Below are 20,651 nucleotides of genomic sequence, written 5' to 3' on the forward strand. Positions count from 1 at the left end.
AAGATAGAATGGATACAGGAATTTATAGATGAATGTGGAAAAAAATATCCGGGGAAGACAGAGAGTCCTGGTGAAGGTCTGGATCTGGCATATTGTTTTAATTTTATATATTTTGTTTATCTACTCCAATTCCATGCGTCCGGCAGTACAGTCATCGGCGGAGAGCGGACGGATCCTCCGGTTTTTGCAGAAGCTGGCAGCAGAGTCCGGAGTGGCTGTACCATGGCTGACCGAACATATTGTGCGCAAATGTGCTCATTTTATTGAATATACAGGGCTGGGAATGCTGCTTAGACAGAGTGATGCCTGTGTGCGCAGGAACCGGACTGTCTCAGAAAAAATGCGGATAGAGGATTTGGTTGATCGGGGAGATGGGACTGGGAGAATGTGTGCGCTGACACCGGACGGACATGTATGGCTGGAACTCCATCGTATCGCTATTTTTGCGGTCCCGTTTCTGGATGAGACGATTCAGCTGTTTACCGAAGGACGTTCCGGGCAGCTCAGCGATGTATGGCTGGATATGGCGGGAGCACTGACTGGAACGGTGCTGTATCTGGCAGCGAGGCGGATATATTTGCGAATAAAGAAAGAATGAAGATAGATAACACATGGAGAAAAAATATGCCAGATCGAAATATAAAAATTACCCTGCAATATGACGGAAGCCGTTATGACGGCTGGCAGAAGCAGGGAAACACGGACAAGACGATACAGGGAAAATTAGAGCAGATTCTGGAGAAAATGGCGGGGCAGGCGGTAGAGGTGCACGGTTCCGGACGGACAGATGCAGGCGTCCACGCATGGGGACAGGTGGCGAATTTCCATCTTCCGGCGTCCTGTGCCGGGATGAGCGCGGAGGAGTTGAAAGCGTACCTGAACCGCTATCTCCCGGATGATATCGCTGTTTTATCGGCACAGGAGGCGGGAACGCGTTTTCACAGCCGTTTAAATGCTGTTTCCAAGACGTACTGCTACCGGATTGAGACGGCAGCGAAGAAAAATGTATTTGAGCGCCGATATGTGTACGGTCTGGGGGAACCTCTGGACATAGCGGCCATGAGGCGGGCGGCTGCGTATCTGACAGGTGAGCACGATTTTAAAGCATTCTGCTCGTTGAAACGGATGAAAAAATCGACGGTGCGGAATCTCACTGCCATCGAGATTGCCATGCGGGAAAGTGTGTGCGAACTACATTTTCGTGGCAATGGCTTCCTATATAATATGGTAAGAATCCTGACCGGAACACTGATAGAGGTAGGACTTCATAAGCGGACACCGGAATCGGTGGCGGAGACGCTTTTTTCCTGTGACCGAGCGTTGGCGGGCTTTACGGCGCCGCCGGAGGGGCTTTTTCTGGAACGGGTCGAGTATGAATAAAGCTGCATTGATTTTTGCCAGCTGCTGCGAGGAGCTGGACAGGAATCAGAAAAAATTCATAACAAATGCAATAAGAACTGGTTTATCTGCATTAAGTTATATAGAAAGGAAATTTCGTCCATGTTTTTGATGGGGCTTTTAACGACCATGGAAGAGACGGTCGCCTATGATAAGATGAGCGATGAAAAGCTGCTTTTGCGAGTGGCAGAGGGAGATAAGGCGGCGTTTCAGCAGCTTTATCAGAATACGGATAAAACTATATACGGTTTTATTCTGTCGATTTTGCGGAATCCGCAGGACTCTGAGGAGGTCATGCAGGAGCTTTATTTAAAGGTCTGGACTTCGGCTGGAAGCTATCAGTCGCAGGGCAAACCGCTGGCGTGGATGTTTACGATCGCTAGAAATCTTTGCTATATGCGTTTCCGTGACCAGAAGCATGAAGCGGATATCGGGCTTTCGGATCTTTCTGAGATGGAGACAGGGGAATTCTGTCCCCAGATAGAGGATGCTGCGGATAAGATGGTATTACACGCAGCACTCAAAATATTAAATGAAGAAGAACGGCAGATTGTACTTCTGCGGACATCAGCGGGGTTAAAACATCGTGAGATCGCGGCAGATTTGGAGATGCCGCTGGCAACGGTGCTTTCCAAGTACAACCGTGCTATGAAAAAACTGAAAAAACACCTGAGAGAGGAGGGAGTACATTGACCGATCACTCTGAAACAGCGTGGGAACAGGATGAGATTGAGTCACATCTGCGGTCGGCGATGGACGCCCTGACTCCCAACGTATTTGATAAAATCGATCTCTCGACGCCACAGGAGATCTATGTAAAACCATCCAGACGTGTACGGATGTACCGCCGGATGCGGACCGTGGCGATGGCAGCAGCAGCCTGTCTGTGTGTGGCTGTGTTAGGAGGCGGTGTTTCATTTTACCAGAATCACCGTGTCGATTCGGTGATTGGCATCGATGTCAATCCGAGTATTGAGCTTTCCGTCAACCGGAACGAGAAAGTATTGCAGGCGAATCCGCTTAATGAGGATGCGGAGACGATCCTGGATGATATGAATTTGAAAAATGTAGACCTTGATATTGCGGTCAACGCATTGATCGGTTCGATGGTCCGGAACGGTTATCTGGATGAACTGGACAATGCGATTCTGGTTACCGTGTCCAATGAGAATGAGAAAAAGGCATCATCTTTGCGTCAGGATGTCGTAGGGGATGTAGAGTCTTCCCTGCAGGAACACGCGGTACAGGCGGTTGTCTATGACCAGCGGATGAAGGTAACCGGGGAGATTCAGGATCTGGCGGAGAAATACAATATTTCTTATGGAAAAGCGTATTTTCTGCGAGAGCTGATTCGGGATAACGACCTGACCGAAAATGATATGAAAAAATTTGCCGGTATGACGATGGAAGAGATTGCGCGGGAGATCGCGGATCGTGCTTATACGGTAGGTTATTCGAAGACGGACAGCACCATTGAGACGGATGCGGCTCTGGTTCGTGAGGTGACATTGCCGCAGACCGAGGAAGAAACCTTAGCGGAGACGACCGTGGAAAGCACCGGTCAGCCGGAAAATGAACCGACGCCGGCAGAACAGCCATCGACTGCAGTACGCCCGGTGGAGACAACCGCCGCAGCAGATGAGGACGAGGAAGAAGTCGATTCGGGAGGCAAGAAAGCGAAGATTGACTATGTAGATTACGAGAGCGGTTCGCTGAACATCGTTTTTAAGGAAAAGGTTAAATGGAAAAATCCGACCGTGTCGGTGGTAGATCCGGACGGTCAGAGCTATTCGGCGAGAATCACGGACACAGGCGGAACCTCCTGTGAGATTCACGTCAAAGGGCTTCCAGCCAATACGGAGTGCACGTTTACGCTCGGCGGAGTGGCAGTGCGGGACGGCGGTTCCTTTGGTACGGTAAAAGGCTATTTCGAGACGCCGGATATTGCGGACGATCTGATTGATGAGGATGACGACGATGCGGATGATGAGACAGTGGAGACAAAGCCGTCCGAGACATCCCGTGCGCCGGAGACACTGACAGAAGCAGTAAAAGAGAGCACGCACTCGGAGACAGAGTACAGTCAGATGGAGACAAAGCAGACGGAAAAAGAAACGAAGACAGATGCGGAGTCAGCTAATTAAAGCGGAGTGTATGAGGATATATGATTCCTGTTGCCTGAACCATGATATGTCTGGAGTTATCAGAAGTTGGATTCGGGCAGCAGGAATTTTAAGAACCATTAGAATTATTTGCAGGAAGCCTCGTGACGGAAAAATATCCGGGGCATTACGAGACTGTAAAATGTTTCGAACTGGTAAATAATTATAATTGTTCAAAAAAACATAAGTGTTTGAAAAAAATACTTGACGAAACAAAAATTTATGATATAATAATAAATGTGGCTGAGACAGCTATGAAATAAAAGATTGGGCTATCGCCAAATGGTAAGGCAACGGACTCTGACTCCGTCATTTTCAAGGTTCGAATCCTTGTAGCCCAGCTATTTTGAGACAGTGAGGATGATTCATCCTTGCTGTTTTTCTTTTATCTTTTCTATTTTTTTCTGATTGGTAGATTCTTAAAGATTCCAACGATTGACAAATTCCCTAAAGTACAATAGACTTATCTGGAAACATAATTGAGAAAAAGTTTCAATAGTATTTTTCTCTCTATGCTTTGCTTCAAAATCAGGCGGATGTAGAAGCCTGATGACATACAATGAGTTTGACTAATGAAGAGAGATGGAGGCAGAGAATGACATTAAAGGATTTACCAATAGGAAAAACTGCAACCGTTCGGGCAGTTGGCGGAGAAGGTGCACTGCGGCATCATTTTCTGGATATGGGATTGATTCCGACTGCATCGGTTACGATGGTAAAATATGCGCCGATGGGCGATCCGGTTGAGGTGCGGATTCATAGCTATGAACTGACGTTGCGCCTGGCGGATGCAGAGAAGATAGAGATTGAGAATGTACGCGAGGCAGGAACCGAAGCAGCGGACAAAAAGGAACATGGGATTCCGATGGCGCGCGCGATCGATCACCCTGGACTCGGAGAAGGTGGAAAATACCATACAAAGGCGGAGGAACACCCATTGCCGGATGGCATCGTCCTGACGTTTGCCCTGGCAGGTAATCAGAACTGTGGCAAAACGACGCTTTTTAACCAGCTGACCGGATCCAATCAGCATGTGGGGAATTTCCCGGGTGTGACGGTGGACCGGAAGGATGGCACGATCCGCGGACATGAAAATACGAAAGTGACCGACCTGCCAGGAATCTATTCCTTATCGCCATATTCGAATGAGGAGCTGGTGACGCGCCAGTTTATTTTGCAGGAGCACCCGAAGGGAATCATCAATATCGTGGATGCGACAAACATTGAGCGCAACCTGTATCTGACCATGCAGCTTCTGGAACTGGATATTCCGATGGTTCTGGCGCTTAATATGATGGACGAGGTGCGCCAGAACGGCGGTTCTGTCCGTGTCAACGAACTGGAGGAAGAACTGGGAATTCCGGTTATCCCGATCTCAGCGGCAAAGAATGAAGGAATCGGAGAGTTGATCGATCATGCGCTTCATGTAACGCATTTTCAGGAGAAACCGGGACGGCAGGATTTCTGTGATGCGGATTATCACGGTGGTGCGGTGCACCGCTGCCTGCATGGCATTATGCATCTGATCGAAGATCACGCGCAGAATGCGGGTATTCCGGTGCGCTTTGCTGCATCAAAGCTGGCAGAAGGCGATGAGGAGATTGAGGCGCGTCTGAATCTGGACACGAATGAAAAAGAGACGCTGGAACATATTATCTGCCAGATGGAGAAGGAACGCGGGCTGGATCGGGCAGCTGCGATTGCGGATATGCGGTTTGGTTTTATCGAAAAAGTCTGCAGGCAGACAGTCGTCAAACCGAGGGAAAGCCGGGAACACCAGCGAAGTGTGAAGATTGACCGTCTTCTTACCGGAACCTACACGGCGATTCCGGCATTTATTGCAATCATGGGTCTGGTATTCTGGCTGACATTTAATGTGATTGGCGCGGTCCTTTCAGATGGTCTGGAACTGGTGATTGAATGGCTGACAGAGCGGGCAGACGCAGCGCTGACAGCGGCCGGTATCAATCCGGTGCTCCATTCCCTGCTGATCGATGGTGTGTGCAATGGCGTGGGAAGTGTTTTGAGCTTTCTGCCGATCATTGTGACGCTGTTTTTCTTCCTGTCACTTTTAGAGGACAGCGGTTATATGGCACGTGTGGCGTTTGTGATGGATAAACTGCTTCGAAAGATCGGCCTTTCCGGACGGAGCATCGTGCCGATGCTGATTGGCTTTGGCTGCACGGTACCAGGAGTCATGGCAAGCCGGACGCTTTCTTCGGAGCGAGATCGAAAAATGACGATCCTGTTGACTCCGTTTATGAGCTGTTCCGCCAAGATTTCGATTTATGCGTTTTTTACCGCTGTATTTTTCCCGCATCATGGGGCGATTGTTATGATTGCACTTTATCTGTTGGGAATCCTGATGGGAATTTTGATGGCAATGCTTCTTAAAACAACTTTATTTAAGGGTGAAGCCGTTCCGTTCGTCATGGAGCTTCCGAACTACCGGATGCCGGGGGCGCGCAATGTCGCCCAGCTTCTCTGGGAAAAGGCAAGGGATTTCCTGCAGAAAGCATTCACGGTTATTTTTGTGGCGACGATTTTAATCTGGTTCCTTCAGACATTTGATCTGCACCTGAATGTTGTGTCCAATTCCCAGCAGAGTCTTCTGGCGGTTATTTCTGGTGTGATTGCACCACTGTTTGCGCCGATGGGATTAGGCGACTGGCGTGTCTGCACGGCACTTCTGACCGGATTTATGGCAAAAGAGAGTGTTGTATCAACGCTGTCGGTTCTGTTCGGGACGACTCAGAGCCTGCGTGACATTCTGACCCCTCTTTCAGCGGTCAGTCTGCTGGTTTTCTGCCTGCTCTATACGCCGTGCGTGGCAGCGATCTCATCGGTCAGACGCGAACTGGGCGGAAAATGGGCTTGCTTTGTCGTGATGGCGCAGTGCGTGATTGCGTGGATCGTAGCGTATGCGGTCTATCTTTTGCTGGGGATGGTAATGTAGGTTTTGACAGAAAGTGAACCAAGGAAAAATTTCAAGTAACAAAAGGAGCTGCTGTTTTATTCTTTTTATGGGTTTACAGTAGACAACATTTTAGAAAAATGTTTATAATAGTAGGAAGTGAAAAAATAGACAGGAAAGTAACCGGATGGACAGTCATTCGAAAAAATGGATCTGTTTTTATCGAATAGAACCAGGAGGCGGGGACGGAGTTAATGCAGACGATCAATGAAGACATCAAAAATGGCACATTTAAGCCGGTTTATCTGCTATACGGCGAAGAGGCGTTTTTGAAGCAGAGTTATAAAAAGAAGCTGCGGGCGGCGATCTCGGGCGATGATACGATGAACTACAATTATTTCGAGGGAAAAGGGCTGGATGTGAACGAGCTGATCAGTCTGGCGGACACGATGCCATTTTTCAGCGAGCGGCGTCTGATTCTGATCGAGGACAGCGGATTTTTCAAGACTTCTTCGGAGGCGCTGGCGGAGTATCTGCCGATGATGCCGGACACGACCTGCATCGTATTTGTGGAGGAGGCGGTCGATAAGCGAAACAAACTCTACAAAAAGGTCAAGGATCTGGGTCACATTGCGGAGATGAAGCGGCAGGACAGCGCGCAGCTCGCCAGATGGGCGGCGACGATCCTGGCGCAGAATGGGCGGAAGATCACGCCCTCCACGATGAATCTCTTTTTGGAGCGCGTCGGCGATGATATGGAAAACATCCGGATGGAGCTGGAAAAACTCATTTCCTACACGATGGGCAGTGAGGTAGTGACGGCAGAGGATGTGAAAGTCATCACGACCGTGCAGATCACGAACAAGATCTTCGACATGGTAGCGGCGATCACGGCGGGAAAGACGAAGCGGGCGATGGATCTGTACGAAGACCTGCTGACACTCAGGGAGCCGCCGATGCGGATCCTGTTCCTGATTGCCAGACAGTTTAACCAGCTTTTGCTGGTGCGAGAATTGCAGGCGTCCGGCGCAGACCGGGGGACGGTTGCCTCGAAATTGAAAGTACCTCCGTTCGTAGCCGGAAAACTCAGCAGCCAGGCGGCGGCATTTACGAAAGAACAGCTCATTTCCTATGTGCAGACCTGCGTGGATGCCGAGGAGGCAGTCAAGACCGGGCGGATGGGCGACCGGCTGGCGGTGGAGCTGCTGATCAGTCAGCCCAGAAGTTCCGTGCGCTGATTCTAAAGGGCAGTGCCAGCATCAGAATCAGCGGTTCTTCGGCCGGACCCGGCTGGAAAAGAAGCAACAAAAAACCATTATTCTGTCACACCCACAGAATAATGGTTTTTTAATTTGGGTTAATTTTTAATATATAATTCGAAAGATCCGCTCTGGATAATTAAGCCAGAGTATTTACAGCCTTGGAAAGACGGGATACTTTGCGGGAAGCTGTATTCTTGTGGTATACGCCCTTGGAAGTAGCCTTGTCGATCTCGCTGGTAGCAGCTAATAATGCAGCCTGTGCAGCAGCCTTATCTTTTGCAGCAACAGCAGCTTCTACTTTCTTAACAGCAGTTTTAACTTTGGATCTGATAGCCTTGTTTCTTGCAGCTCTTGTCTCTGCAACTAAGATTCTTTTTTTTGCGGATTTAATGTTAGCCAATGTAGTGTACCTCCATCATAAATTCTTTTATTTTGATTCGTAATTCATTTTGTATTTGGTTTGCATTAAAGCCTGGACACGGACAGTTCAATGTAAACATACTATTACATTCTATCGAATAAAGGCAGTATTGTCAATATCTATTTGCCTGTTTTTAGGGAAAAATTCGGAAAAAATGAAAGGGGAGCTGAAAAAGCAGCTCTTGTCAAGTTGCATAAGCGGAATAAAAAATAAAAAAATTGATCGTTCAATATGATGAAATTGTGAAAAAATAAAAAAAGTGCTTACACGAATGGAAAAAAGACGTTATAATAGCGAACCGTAACCCAAATCGAATATAGTTTGAAAAAACGCAGTGAGATTGCATACAGCAGTAGAGATCGAAACGAGTTTCCGATTTCTGCTGCCTTTTATTTTGTGAAATTTATCACGGACAGCATCTTGTGCGTGGGTGTGTCGGACTGATTTGCCGTTGCATCTGGATAGAAGCAATTATTTTATAGGAGGAGAAGGAAAATGCCAAGAAATAAGAGAGAAAGTTTTATCTATTCCGTTATCATGTGTTTCACGATGGTACTCTGGATGAGTATGTACAATGTAACCCTTCATATGGGACATTTATCCTTGGAAACGATCCGCGAAGGATGGATCGGATTCCCGTTTGCATTCGTGTATGCGTTTCTGTTTGACTGGTTCATCGTGTCCGGTCCGGCGAAGGGAATTGCGTTCCGTTACTTTGTATCACCGGAGAGCAGCACACTTCGTAAAGTAATCACGATCTCCTGCTGCATGGTCGTTCCGATGGTATTTGTTATGTCCTTATATGGCGGTCTGGAAGCCTGCGTGAAATCCGGCGCATGGAGCCAGTTGCTCATCATCTGGCTGACCAATATTCCGAAGAACATCATCATGGCGCTTCCGTTCCAGCTCATTGTAGCAGGTCCGCTGGTGCGCCGCGTGTTCCGTACCGCATTCCCGGAGGGAACCGTGCTGCAGGAACCGGTTATGTAGGGAGATAGCAGAAAAAACTGGATATCCCCTTTTTGTGTCATTACGGATTCAGCAATACCGAAGCATAAAATACGCCGTCCCGCCATTCAAACCGCGCATCGCCGTGGTACTGTTCGGCGATCATGCGGATCGATTCGGTTCCGATGCCGCTTCCAGCAGGTTTGGTCGATACCAGTTTTTCATTCATCCAGGTAGGGCTGAATGCGCTGGTGTTGTCCGTGGTGATGGACAGGGTGGAGGTACCCGTCTGCACCGCGGAGAGACGGATGAAAGGCGGCGTGTTTTCAGAGCTGGAACACCCGGTCTGACAGGAGAAAAAGTTGTAGCCGAAGAGCGCCTGACAGATGCAGAAAGCGGCGGCACGCACGACCAACAGATAATCGATGATAAATAAATATAGAAATAAAATCATTCCGATCTCGGCGTCTACTATCAGCTTAAATAAAACGCCAAAGCAAGGGAGCGCGAGGTATTGCACCCATACACTGGACAAACCATCTACAATCGCGATTTTCAAAACAAAATCCCTCTTTTCTTCTGATTGTCTGGGAAAAGGCTGCTTACGCATGTTTCGAACCTTTTGATCCTAATATCATAAAGATGTTGGGGTCAAAAGGCATTTTGACCCCTCTGATACCAGATTGCTCCGCACTATATGCTCCCGCAATCTTCAAAAACATTCGTAATTCGCTCATTTTTCTTTGAAAAATGGCTACTTACTCATGTTTTTGGCGGGTCCCAAGGTCAAAAATGCTCCTGCAAGCAAGCTTGCGTCGAACTTCTGACCTTTTGACCCTGGTATCATCATAAAAGTATCATAACATAAAAAGAAGCAAAAAAGGCATAGTTTTTACATCTTATGAAACAGACTTGATACGCTCTGCCGATCATGCGAAAATGTGTGATCGGCAGAGCTCTTTTTTGATGTCTGACAATCCCTTACAAATTTATGAAAAACCTATGAAAAATCCCCCCGCCCCCTCGCCAAGAGAAAAAAGTTATGTTATAATTTATGGAAGAATGCGTTTTTGGCGCAGCGGTTTCAGAAACGGGACGTATCGGACCGGAAGCCGCGGCATATATAAAAAAGGAACCATGTATGCTCAACGAAGACAAGATAAAATTAATGACCGAACTGGCACTGTTTGAGAAGAAGCATGCTTCCCAGATGAAAACAGTCAATCAGTATTTTAAAAGCGACTATATCAGCCGCAATCTGCTCCGGGGATTTATAAGCTATACATTGTGCAGCATACTTCTCTTTGGAATGTGGGTATTATTTAATGTAGAAGTAGTTCTGAGTTCGATAGGAATGGATGAACTGAAGGGACTGGCTTTTCGAGGAGGAGCTTTATACCTCGGGGGGCTTTTTCTGTATGTCGTCCTGACGATCATCGTGTATGGCGGGCGGTATGAGTACGAGGAAAGGATGAACCGGATCTACATAGCGAAACTGAAACATCTGGATAAGCGCTACGATATACACCGGCGCGCCAGAAAAATGGAGAGAGAGAGGAGAGGCAGATGAGAGGACTCCTTGCAGGGAAAGAAGCACTCAAGGCTTTCTATGCGAGATACAGTGCATTTGTGAATGCATTCCTGCGTTTTATAACTGCCTTTGCGGCGGTGTTTCTGATTAACCAGAACATCGGACTGATGCCGAAACTGAGCGGCGGTCTGGTGCCGCTGTTTGCGGGAATTATATGTGCATTTCTCCCATTTGGAGCCATTGCGTTTCTGATTGGGATTTTTTTGCTGGCACAGCTCTTTGCAGCATCGATGGAAGTGGCGCTCATCACCTTGGTGTTCCTTCTGATCGTGGTGCTGCTGTATTACGGATTTCAGCCGGGTGACAGCGCGTACCTGATTGTAACGCCGATCTTGTTTTTTCTGAAGGTGCCGTTTGCAGTCCCGATGATTCTCGGACTGACTGGAAGCCTCGTATCGGTGATTCCGATGAGCTGTGGGATTTTTCTGTACTACGTGATTCTGTATGTGAAGCAGAACGGAAGCTTCTTGGCAGGCAGTGAGCAGACTGAGATCACGCAGATGCTGGCGCAGGTCATCAAAAACCTGCTGGCAAACCCGGCGATGCTTGTCATGATTGCGGCATGCTGCCTGGGGGCGCTGACGGTCTGTGTGCTCAAGAAACTGTCGATCAACTACTCCTGGGGGATCGCGATCGGAGCTGGCCTTATTTTACAGATTCTGGTTGTGTTTATCGGCGATTTCCGCTTTGGCGTTCCGGTGTCAGTGCCGGAGCTGGTTGTGGGAATGATTGGTGCGGTCATTGCATCGCTGATCTATCAGCTGTTTGTTTTTTCGGTCGATTACAGCCGGACCGAGTACACGCAGTTTGAGGATGACGATTATTATTACTATGTGAAAGCGGTTCCAAAGATTGCGATCTCGAGGACGGATGTAAAGGTACAGGAAATCAATAAAGTAAAGAGAAGATAGACTATTTTATAAAAGAAACTTGTTGTTAAAAGAAATGCGTGACGGGTCATATGTACGTGACTGGTAACAGAAACGCAGCCCGAAAGGGAGGGAAAAGAATGGCAGAGATACTGACGGAGATTTATTCGTGGATCTCGTTCGTACCGAAGATAACCTTTAAAAATTTAATAGAGATCGCGATTATAGCAATTCTGGTATATGAAATGCTGATCTGGATCAAAAATACGCGGGCGTGGACGCTTCTGAAGGGTATTGTTTTTATTCTTGCATTCTTTCTGGCAGCTGCGATCCTGGAACTGGATACGATTCTGTGGCTTCTGGAAAAGACATCGTACATTGCGGTAACGGCGATCATCGTTATTTTCCAGCCGGAGCTGCGGAAAGCACTGGAGCAGATCGGAAGCCAGAACGTGCTGACGACGCTGTTTTCAACGGATGATACGAAGAAAAATGAGGATTTCAGCGAAAAGACGATTGCAGAGCTGGTGCGTGCTTGTTTTGAGATGGGAAAAGTCAAGACGGGAGCCCTGATCGTCATCGAGAGGGGCACGCCGCTCGGAGAGATCGAGAGGACGGGCATCGAGGTCGATGGTATCGTGACGAGCCAGCTTCTGATCAATATTTTTGAGCACAACACACCGCTGCACGACGGCGCGGTCGTGATTCGCGGTAACCGTGTGACGGCGGCGACCTGTTATCTGCCGCTCTCGGACAATATGGATATCAGCAAGGCGCTGGGAACCAGACACCGTGCGGCAGTCGGAGTCAGTGAGGCGACCGATAGCGTGACGCTGGTTGTATCGGAAGAGACGGGGCGTGTGTCGGTGGCTGTGTCCGGACGGCTTAAGAGTGTCAAGGATGGAGATGAACTGAGAGATATATTGTCAGTTCTGGTAAAACGGGAAACGGAAAACACAGGTCGTTTCAGAATATGGAAGGGAAGACGCAGAAATGAAAGAAAAGCTGACGAATAATCTTGCGATCAAGCTGATTGCCCTGTTCTGTGCTTTCTTTGTGTGGCTGGCGGTCGTGAATGTGGCGAACCCGATCAAGGTATCGACGAGGGAGGTTCCGGTCACGATCACGAACGATCAGGTGCTGGAGCAGGCGGATCTTGCCTATGATGTGGTAGGCAAAAAAACGGCGACGATCAGTTTCAAGATCCGGACGAAGGATGATTATAAGGTAAAGGCGTCGGATTTCAACGCCTATGCGGATTTATCGGAAATGTATGATGTGACGGGTGCGATCCCGATCCGAGTGGAAGTGGTGAACAATGAGGAACTGCTGGAGTCCACGCCGGTTGTGAAGTCCCCGGAGGTCATCAAGATCACGACCGAGGCTCTGCAGACCAAGGCATTTACGCTGAAAGCGTATCCTCAGGGCAAGGCGGCAGAGGGTTACGAGGCGGGTGAGGTGACAATGGTGCCATCTCAGGTGACGGTCAAAGGACCAACCTCCCTGATCGGACAGATCAGCAGCGTGGGTATCCGTTTTAATATTGACGGTGCTGCGGCGGATGTCGGTGGAACAGCAACACCGGAGTATTTTGACGCCAATGGAAATGTGCTGTCAGATTTGGGAGATTCTGTCAAGACGGTTGGCGGAGATGTCTCTTATACGATGCAGATCCTGAAAGTAAAAGAAGTACCGCTTGATTTTGACGTCAGTGGTGAAGTGGCGGATGGATACCGCTATACGGGTCCGAAGACGGATATCAAGTCGGTGTCTGTGGCGGGGCTTAAGACGGATCTGGCATCGGTCAGCACGCTCACGATTCAGGGACCGTCCCTTAATGTGCAGGGCGCGACGAAGAATGTGGAGTGCGAGATCGATCTGGATGATTATCTGCCGTCCGGGCTTACGATCGTGGGACTGGACAGCACGACGATCAACGTGACACTACAGGTCGAGAAGTTGATAGAGAAGACCTTTACGGTCAAACCGGAGGATGTGACTCTAAACGGAAAGAACAGCAGCTACAGCTATACCGTCGAAGATACGAAGATGGAAGTCAAGGTACAGGGACTTGAGGAGGATTTAAGCAGCCTGTCGGCGGCGAAGATGAATATCCGGGTCGATGTATCAGGCATGGGACTGGGCGAGCACACGGCAGCGGCGCAGTTCCAGCTGGGGGACGCGTATAAGATGCTGTCGGCGCCGGCTGTGACAGTGCGGGTCAGCGAACATGGAAGCTCCAGTGCCCAGACGACGGAAAGCACCGAGAGTGACCGTGGAGACATGGGCAGCCAGAGCAGTTCCAACCGGGAGAGCGGGGCAAGCTCGGCAAAAGAAAATGTGGATGCAGAGAGCGGCAATGCTGCATAAAGTATGGTATGCCATCCACAAATGAGGAGAAAGAAGTTAAACAATGGTAAAAGCAAAAATTAAATTAAAAAACCCGACTGGTCTGCATTTGAGACCGGCGGGAATCCTGTGTAATGAGGCGGTAAAATTCGATTGTTCTGTCCAGTTCCAGTTCCGTGGCACCGTGTCCAATGCAAAGAGTGTCCTGAGCGTGCTTGGGGCGTGCATCAAGAGCGGTGATGAGATCGAGTTTATCTGTGATGGAAAAGACGAGGAGGAAGCTCTGTCGGCGATGCTGAAAATAGTTGATGACGGGCTGGGCGAGTAGGGAAAACCGGTGCGGTAAAAGAATGTGTACAGACGTACAGATAGGATGAAACTATGATCGTTTATTTGGTTTGCTATGCGGCTTCGCTGCTTCTGGCGCTTGGCCGCCATTATCTTTTATCCGGCGCAGGGCTTCTGGCGGCGGCGGTGTATCTGTATGCGTCAGACTATATCCGGAGTGGAAATCTTCTGCATCTGCGGGGGATTTTCGCTCTTTCCTTTGTAGGTGGACAGGGACTGGCGTGTATGAAGCTTAGTTATTTAAGTCAGGCATGGAGTGCGGGAACGTGGCTGGGACTTTTGGCGGCGTTTGCGGGCTTTTATCTGGCTTTTTATTATCTGGAAGCATTTTCCGGTGAGGCGTCCGTCCGCGTGGGCGGTCATTCCGGCGCGGTGCAGCGCCGGGGGTTGGAATCTTATGCCGGAACCGTCTTTTTCTGCGCGGTGGCGCTGGCGGCGCTATCGGCAGGCTGTTTCGCGATCGAGGCGGTCTATATGGGCTATATTCCGCTGCTGCTCCGGGGCGTTCCGCATGCTTATTCCTATTTCCATGTGACCGGGCTTCATTATCTGACGGTGTCCTGTGTGCTGGTTCCGGCGCTCTCTGTGATCTATTTTTGCATCGAGGGCGGTCGCAGCCGGGGACGGCTGGTATGTATGCTTCTGGCAGATGCAGCGGCGGTGGCGATTCCGCTTCTGTGCGTGTCGCGCTCCCAGCTTCTGTTTGCGGTACTGCTGGCATTGATTACCTACATACAGATGGAACACCAGCTGAATCCGATTTATGTTGTTTTTGCGCTGGCAGGGCTGATTGTGCTCTACATTCTGCTGACGATCGCGCGCAGCCATGATACTGCCTACTTGAATACGGTTTTTGAGATGAAACGGCACCTGCCGATTTTTGTGACGCAGCCGTATATCTATATTGCAAACAATTACGATAATTTCGACTGTCTGGTCAAGGGACTTGTGAAGCACAGCTGGGGCATGAAGATGCTGGCACCGTTCTGGACGCTGACGGGACTCAAGTTTCTGGTTCCGTCGTTGACGGCATTTCCGTATTATGTGACGAAGGAAGAGCTGACGACGCTGACGATGTTTTATGATGCGTACTACGATTTCGGCATAATTGGCGTGTTCATCTTTTCTGCCATATTAGGAGCGGCGGCGTATCTGCTGATGCGGATGATGCGCCAGGTGCAGAATCCGATTACCTATCTTCTGTACGCACAGTTTGCACTTTACATGCTGTTATCGTTTTTCACAACCTGGTTCAGCAATCCGTCCACATGGTTTTATTTCGCGGTGACAGCGGTTGTGGCCTTTCTGGTATCGCATAAGGTTGCAGGGCGGTAAAAATATATGGATTAAGATATAAAAATGAAATAAAATCTGCTATAATAACAAAAAGACGACAATTCAGTAAGTTAAAGTGCTGCTTGTATACAGATAGAGTTGCCGCATGGATCAGTTTTACAGAAAAGAGGGCAAGCCAATGATTTCAGAAAAAATGATACCGCTTATGAAAAATAACTCCGCCATCCGTATGATGTTTGAAGAGGGCAATAAGCTGGCGGCGAAATATGGACGTGAGAATGTGTTTGATTTCAGCCTTGGAAATCCGAGCGTACCGGCTCCGGCAGAGGTAAATCAGGCAATTCAGGATATCGTAAAGGAAGAAGATTCCCTGTTTGTACACGGATATATGTCCAACGCAGGCTATGAAGATGTGCGTGAGACGATCGCTCAGTCGTTAAACCGCCGGTTCGGCACCTCCTTTCACGCAGGCAACATCCTGATGACGGTCGGTGCGGCAAGTGGTTTGAATGTCATTTTAAAGACCCTGTTAAATCCAGGAGAGCAGGTCATTACCTTTGCACCATACTTTGTAGAGTATGGTTCCTATGTCCGCAACTATGACGGCGAGCTGGTGGTTGTATCTCCGAATACGGTGGATTTCCAGCCGAATCTCGTTGAATTTGAGGAAAAGATCAACGAAAAGACCAAGGCAGTGATCATCAACACCCCGAATAACCCGACCGGCGTTATTTATTCCGAGGAAACACTGCAGAAGATTGCAGCAATTCTGGAAAAGAAACAGAAGGAATTTGGCACATCGATCGTGCTTCTGTCCGATGAGCCGTATCGTGAGCTGGCTTACGACGGCGCGGTTGTACCGTATGTGACAAAATATTACCGCAATACAGTGGTTTGCTACTCGTACAGCAAGTCCCTGTCCCTTCCGGGCGAGCGTATCGGTTATCTGGTAATCCCGTCTGAGATGGATGAGAGCGCAAATGTATTCCAGGCGGCAACGATCGCGAACCGTGTTCTGGGCTGTGTCAATGCGCCATCCCTGATGCAGAGAGTCATCAAGCGCTGCGTAGATGCGAATGTGAATCTGGAAGCTTACGACCGCAACCGTAACCTGCTTTACAACGGATTGAAAGAGTGCGGATTTTCCTGCATCAAGCCGGAGGGCGCGTTCTACCTGTTTGTGAAATCTCCAGTGGAGAATGAGAAGGAATTCTGCGAGGTATGCAAACAGTACAATGTACTGGTAGTACCGGGAAGTTCATTCGCGTGCCCAGGTTATGTGCGCATCGCATACTGCGTATCATATGGACAGATCGAGAGATCGCTTCCGGCATTCAGAAAGATTGCGGAACACTATAATCTGGTATAGCGAAATTGTATCATCGTCTTGGAAAGGAAAAGGATGAGATGAAACGATGTTTTAGAATGATTCTGAATATTGTGATTCCGCTCCTTGGTTTATGTCTGGTCATCTTTTTAGGTCCCAGACTTCTGCATTTTTTCATGCCGTTTGTGGTCGGATGGATTCTGGCACTTTTAGCAAATCCGCTGGTTCGGTTTCTGGAACGGCGCGTGAAGCTGGTGCGGCGCCACGGCTCGATGCTGATCATTATTGCGGCGCTGGCGATCGTGATCGGTCTTTTTTACGGGGCGGGTCTTCTGGTTTACCGGGAAATGGGAAGTTTTCTGGCGGATGCACCGGAAATATATCAGAGTGTGATCGCTGAGATCGAGAATGCATTGCAGAATGGGCGGAAGCTTGCAGAATATTTTCCGCAGAATTTACAACCGCCGCTGCTGGCATTTTCGGATAATCTGGATGGTCTGTTTGGAAAACTGGTATCGCGGGCGGCGGAACCGACCGTGCAGATCGCCGGACATGTGGCGAAGAGTATTCCGAATCTTCTGGTAAATATGGTCATTATTATCCTGTCTTCATACCTGTTTCTGGCGGATCGGGAGTCCATCATGCGGTGGCTGAAAGAGCATCTTCCGGCATTTGTATTCCGCTATATCGAGTATATGAAACGGGACGCAAAGGGACTGATTGGTGGATATTTTCTGGCACAATTCCGTATCATGTGTGTGGTGGCGCTGATTCTCGCGGCAGGATTTTTGGTGCTGGGTGTCCGCTACGGTGTCCTGTTGGCGTTTTTGACGGCGATTCTGGATTTTCTGCCGATCTTTGGAACGGGAACGGTGCTGTTCCCATGGGCGGTTGTGAAACTGTTTGCGGGGGAGTATGCGTATGCGACCGGGCTTATCCTGCTCTACATCCTGACGCAGGTCGTCCGTCAGATCATCCAGCCGAAGATCGTCGGGGAGTCGATGGGATTGCCGCCTCTGATGACGCTGTTTCTTTTGTATCTGGGATTTAAGCTGCGCGGGCTGACAGGCATGATTCTGGCGGTGCCGGTGGGGCTTGTCTTTATCAATTTTTATAAATATGGGGCGTTTGATTCAATGATCCGGAATTTCAGAATGCTAATGGAGTCGATTCAGAAATTCCGGAGGGAAGAATAGGGGAGGTTTCCTTCTATTTCTATATAGTAAAATTTTCTTGTTTCATAGGAAATTGCGTCCTATGAAACAAAAAACGCTCCGCGAGGATGCGCACTCGCGCGAAGCAGAAACATGTCGCAAGCGACCGCGCGAGACGCCCGAATGTGCTGAGGCACATTCTTTTTTAGTAATTTAATCTGGATAAATTATGCGGCGTATCGCGATATTTTTTCTTATATGCCCGGAGGAACGCAGCATAATTGCGGAATCCGGATTGATAGCAGGCTTCTGTGACGGGGGTGCCCCGGCGCAGGAGCTCGTTTGCGTTTTGGAGGCGTTTTTCGGTCAGGTATTCGGTAATGGTGTAGCCGGTTTCCTGGCGGAAGAGGCGCATCATGTGGTATTTGCTCATGTAAAAGCGGGTGGCGAGCTGGTCGATCGTGTGGTCTTCTTCTGGGTGTTCAGAGAGGTAGCGCATGAGTTCCAGGATTTTTTCGCCGGAAGGGGAGGTCGGAACGTATTCCCGGTGGTTTTCGGAGGCGGCGCGATCAAGGTGTACCATAAATTCCAGGAATAATAAACGCAGAAGAAGCCCGGCGCCATAACTGCCGCTGCCATCAAGGGATTCAAAGTTAGCATTGTCTGTGCCATTGTCATTTGTAGAACCTGTCTGATAGGCATTTTCCAGTCTTGACAGCGCCTCTAAGAGCGGCGTCATGGCGAGGGAACCCAGACGCAGAACGTCGGACTGCTGTTCTCTGGCAAGCTGAAAACAGAGGTCGAGCGCACAGTCAGCACAGGAGAATGCATCCAGACATTCCGGCGACAGGTAGAGGATGATGCGCTCATATCGGCTGTGGTATGGTACGACCGGCTTGTGCAGGCAGTGCGCGCCGACGAGGACGATGTCGAGCGGGCGGAGGTGGTAGGAACGGCCTTCCACGATGTAGTCCGCTTCGCCATTTAACAGGATCAGGACTTTGTGGAAATCATGATAGTGGTAGGCAACCGGTGTATCCATCTGCCCGCGCAGGTGGAAAAGGCGGAATTCGTGGTTGAGGTAGCCGCGTTTTTCGTAGGCGGGGGATTCGTGGGTGGTATTTTCTGGCATAAGGGGACTCCTTTTTTTGAGTGTATTGCAGGTTGATTGTTGCGGGAAATTATATCAGATGTGAGTTGACTCCCATCTCGGCATTCTTGAACTTGTATAAATGCATTGAGTTTGTTATGTTGCTCTGAGATAAATATGTTTTGAAACACAGATATTTCATTTCTTATTTCATATTATATAGCATTATATGCAATATTTAAAGCATAATTCTTCTATTAAAAGCTGCTATATTTTCCTAAAATTGAAATTAAAGAAAGCATAGATGGAATATTATGAAAATGCAGACATATTCAAAACATAAATGGATATGCATGATAAAGTGATTTCAAGAACGGAAGTAGAATAGAAATCATTGATGAAAGGTAACTGTTCAGTAGGTCTGCGCATTTACTGCGCTGACCGTACGAAAACATGGGTCAGCAGGCAAAAATCCCATTGCCGTAGGCAATTTTAATGGATTTTTGCGCGTGACTGTGAAGGTACTGAACAGTTACGATGAAAGATTTTTATGGTATTGATTAAAAGGGGCAGGAGGTATCGCGATGAAACAGGTTGTGCTTGAAAAATATCACTGTATGGGAAATGATTACCTGGTGTTTGATCCAAATAAGAATGATCTGGAATTGAATGCGGAGAATATTCAGAAGATGTGCAGCCGTCATTTTGGCATCGGCGCGGACGGCATTCTGGCGGGTCCATATCTGGGGGAGAATGATTTTTATGTACGCATCTACAACGCGGACGGCAGCGAGGCGGAGAAGAGCGGCAACGGCATGGGTATTTTTGCAAAATATCTGCGGGACGCGGGATATGTGCAGAAAACGACGATCTCCTGGAAAACGCTGGGAGGCGAGGAGACAGTCTTTTATCTCAACGAGGATGCGACCCGTGTGAAAATTTCGATGGGACATCCGACGTTCTGGAGCGATGAGATTCCGGTGACCGGCGAGCGGCGGGAGATGGTAAACCAGACGATGGTATTTGGAAAGATTCCGTATGTCACGACTTGTCTTTCAATGGGAAATCCGCACTGTGTTATCTGGATGAATGAGATTTCGAAGGAAATGGTGTGCCGGATCGGCGAGCATTCGGAAACATCCGAATATTTCCCGGAAAAGGTCAATACGCAGATTTTAAATGTTCTTGACCGGACGAATATCCAGATCGAGATCTATGAGAGAGGCGTTGGATATACGCTGGCGTCCGGAAGCTGCGCCTGCGCGGCGGCGAGTGCGGCATACCGCCTGGGACTTGCCGATCCGCATATGTACGTCCATATGCCGGGCGGCACGCTGGAAGTGGAAATCAAGGAGGACGGCATGGTTTACATGGTCGGCGAGGTCGGCTATGTGGGACATATCCAGTTGGGAAATGAATTGAGCGAACAGCTGCGGATTAAATAAAAAAGTATTTGACAGAAAAATATCGGACTGCTATATTTTATTTATAAAAATTGTGAAAAGAATGACAGGGGCATTCT

The 20,651-nt window shown here is 48.7% G+C and carries 19 protein-coding genes and 1 tRNA gene; 17 read left to right on the forward strand and 3 right to left on the reverse strand.

What is annotated here, in order from left to right:
* Positions 1-28 precede the first annotated feature (28 nt).
* The 7 genes from DXB70_RS11685 to holA all read left to right on the forward strand — a co-directional run bounded on the left by DXB70_RS11685 (position 29) and on the right by holA (position 7,712).
* Complete coding sequence (locus tag DXB70_RS11685; protein ID WP_118673371.1) at positions 29-598, forward strand: VanZ family protein; 570 nt, start codon at positions 29-31, stop codon at positions 596-598.
* 26 nt (positions 599-624) lie between these two features.
* Positions 625-1,380, forward strand: a complete 756-nt coding sequence (gene truA / locus DXB70_RS11690; RefSeq protein WP_118673372.1) for a tRNA pseudouridine(38-40) synthase TruA — start codon at positions 625-627, stop codon at positions 1,378-1,380.
* A gap of 120 nt (positions 1,381-1,500) precedes the next feature.
* Positions 1,501-2,091 (forward strand): sigma-70 family RNA polymerase sigma factor, encoded by a 591-nt coding sequence (locus DXB70_RS11695; RefSeq protein ID WP_118471852.1) that lies wholly within the window; start codon positions 1,501-1,503, stop codon positions 2,089-2,091.
* Positions 2,088-3,542, forward strand: coding sequence for a hypothetical protein (locus DXB70_RS11700; protein WP_107001257.1), 1,455 nt, complete (start codon positions 2,088-2,090; stop codon positions 3,540-3,542). Before DXB70_RS11695 ends, DXB70_RS11700 begins: the two co-directional genes overlap by 4 nt.
* Before the next feature lie 286 nt (positions 3,543-3,828).
* Positions 3,829-3,901: transfer RNA gene (locus DXB70_RS11705), tRNA-Gln, on the forward strand.
* Between the two features lie 254 nt (positions 3,902-4,155).
* Complete coding sequence (gene feoB / locus DXB70_RS11710; RefSeq protein ID WP_118638522.1) at positions 4,156-6,516, forward strand: ferrous iron transport protein B; 2,361 nt, start codon at positions 4,156-4,158, stop codon at positions 6,514-6,516.
* Positions 6,517-6,728: 212 nt separating this feature from the next.
* Entirely contained in the window at positions 6,729-7,712 is a 984-nt protein-coding gene (gene holA, locus DXB70_RS11715; protein ID WP_107001255.1) for a DNA polymerase III subunit delta, read from the forward strand.
* Between the two features lie 160 nt (positions 7,713-7,872).
* Here holA and rpsT read toward each other — a convergent pair whose 3' ends face one another.
* Positions 7,873-8,136 carry a 30S ribosomal protein S20 gene (gene rpsT, locus DXB70_RS11720; RefSeq protein ID WP_022358531.1) on the reverse strand — a complete coding sequence of 88 codons (264 nt, stop codon included), beginning with the start codon at positions 8,134-8,136 and terminating at the stop codon, positions 7,873-7,875.
* A gap of 516 nt (positions 8,137-8,652) precedes the next feature.
* Here rpsT and DXB70_RS11725 point away from each other — a divergent pair.
* The gene (locus tag DXB70_RS11725) at positions 8,653-9,147 is read left to right on the forward strand and encodes a DUF2798 domain-containing protein (RefSeq protein ID WP_117795985.1); all 495 of its coding nucleotides are present in this window, start codon (positions 8,653-8,655) and stop codon (positions 9,145-9,147) included.
* A gap of 40 nt (positions 9,148-9,187) precedes the next feature.
* Here DXB70_RS11725 and DXB70_RS11730 read toward each other — a convergent pair whose 3' ends face one another.
* Entirely contained in the window at positions 9,188-9,664 is a 477-nt protein-coding gene (locus DXB70_RS11730) for a GHKL domain-containing protein (RefSeq protein WP_182426599.1), read from the reverse strand.
* Between the two features lie 495 nt (positions 9,665-10,159).
* On the opposite strand from DXB70_RS11730, the gene DXB70_RS11735 reads away from it, so the two are divergent.
* The 8 genes from DXB70_RS11735 (at position 10,160) to ytvI (ending at position 18,081) form a co-directional block, all read left to right on the forward strand.
* Complete coding sequence (locus DXB70_RS11735; RefSeq protein ID WP_227589619.1) at positions 10,160-10,675, forward strand: hypothetical protein; 516 nt, start codon at positions 10,160-10,162, stop codon at positions 10,673-10,675.
* Positions 10,672-11,607, forward strand: coding sequence for a hypothetical protein (locus DXB70_RS11740; RefSeq protein WP_022359167.1), 936 nt, complete (start codon positions 10,672-10,674; stop codon positions 11,605-11,607). The genes DXB70_RS11735 and DXB70_RS11740 overlap by 4 nt, the downstream gene beginning before the upstream one ends.
* A gap of 98 nt (positions 11,608-11,705) precedes the next feature.
* Positions 11,706-12,581 carry a diadenylate cyclase CdaA gene (cdaA, locus tag DXB70_RS11745; RefSeq protein WP_118467076.1) on the forward strand — a complete coding sequence of 292 codons (876 nt, stop codon included), beginning with the start codon at positions 11,706-11,708 and terminating at the stop codon, positions 12,579-12,581.
* Positions 12,559-13,935: a CdaR family protein gene (locus tag DXB70_RS11750; protein WP_118638523.1), complete on the forward strand. Its 1,377-nt coding sequence runs from the start codon at positions 12,559-12,561 to the stop codon at positions 13,933-13,935. The genes cdaA and DXB70_RS11750 overlap by 23 nt, the downstream gene beginning before the upstream one ends.
* Positions 13,936-13,978: 43 nt before the next feature.
* A complete protein-coding gene (locus DXB70_RS11755) occupies positions 13,979-14,242 on the forward strand; it encodes an HPr family phosphocarrier protein (protein WP_107001249.1) in 264 nt (87 codons plus the stop codon).
* Positions 14,243-14,295: 53 nt separating this feature from the next.
* Positions 14,296-15,597, forward strand: coding sequence for an O-antigen polymerase (locus DXB70_RS11760; RefSeq protein ID WP_118673373.1), 1,302 nt, complete (start codon positions 14,296-14,298; stop codon positions 15,595-15,597).
* Positions 15,598-15,736: 139 nt separating this feature from the next.
* Positions 15,737-16,927: a pyridoxal phosphate-dependent aminotransferase gene (locus tag DXB70_RS11765; RefSeq protein ID WP_107001247.1), complete on the forward strand. Its 1,191-nt coding sequence runs from the start codon at positions 15,737-15,739 to the stop codon at positions 16,925-16,927.
* Between the two features lie 38 nt (positions 16,928-16,965).
* Complete coding sequence (gene ytvI / locus DXB70_RS11770; protein ID WP_118467082.1) at positions 16,966-18,081, forward strand: sporulation integral membrane protein YtvI; 1,116 nt, start codon at positions 16,966-16,968, stop codon at positions 18,079-18,081.
* Positions 18,082-18,244: 163 nt separating this feature from the next.
* Here ytvI and DXB70_RS11775 read toward each other — a convergent pair whose 3' ends face one another.
* A complete protein-coding gene (locus DXB70_RS11775) occupies positions 18,245-19,171 on the reverse strand; it encodes an AraC family transcriptional regulator (protein WP_118673374.1) in 927 nt (308 codons plus the stop codon).
* Between the two features lie 542 nt (positions 19,172-19,713).
* Between DXB70_RS11775 and dapF the strand changes: the two genes are divergently transcribed.
* On the forward strand, positions 19,714-20,574 hold the full coding sequence (gene dapF, locus DXB70_RS11780; protein ID WP_118673375.1) for a diaminopimelate epimerase: 861 nt from the start codon (positions 19,714-19,716) through the stop codon (positions 20,572-20,574).
* Positions 20,575-20,651: the final 77 nt, after the last annotated feature.

Source organism: Clostridium sp. OM05-5BH (assembly GCF_003481505.1).
Taxonomy (GTDB): domain Bacteria; phylum Bacillota; class Clostridia; order Lachnospirales; family Lachnospiraceae; genus Otoolea; species Otoolea fessa.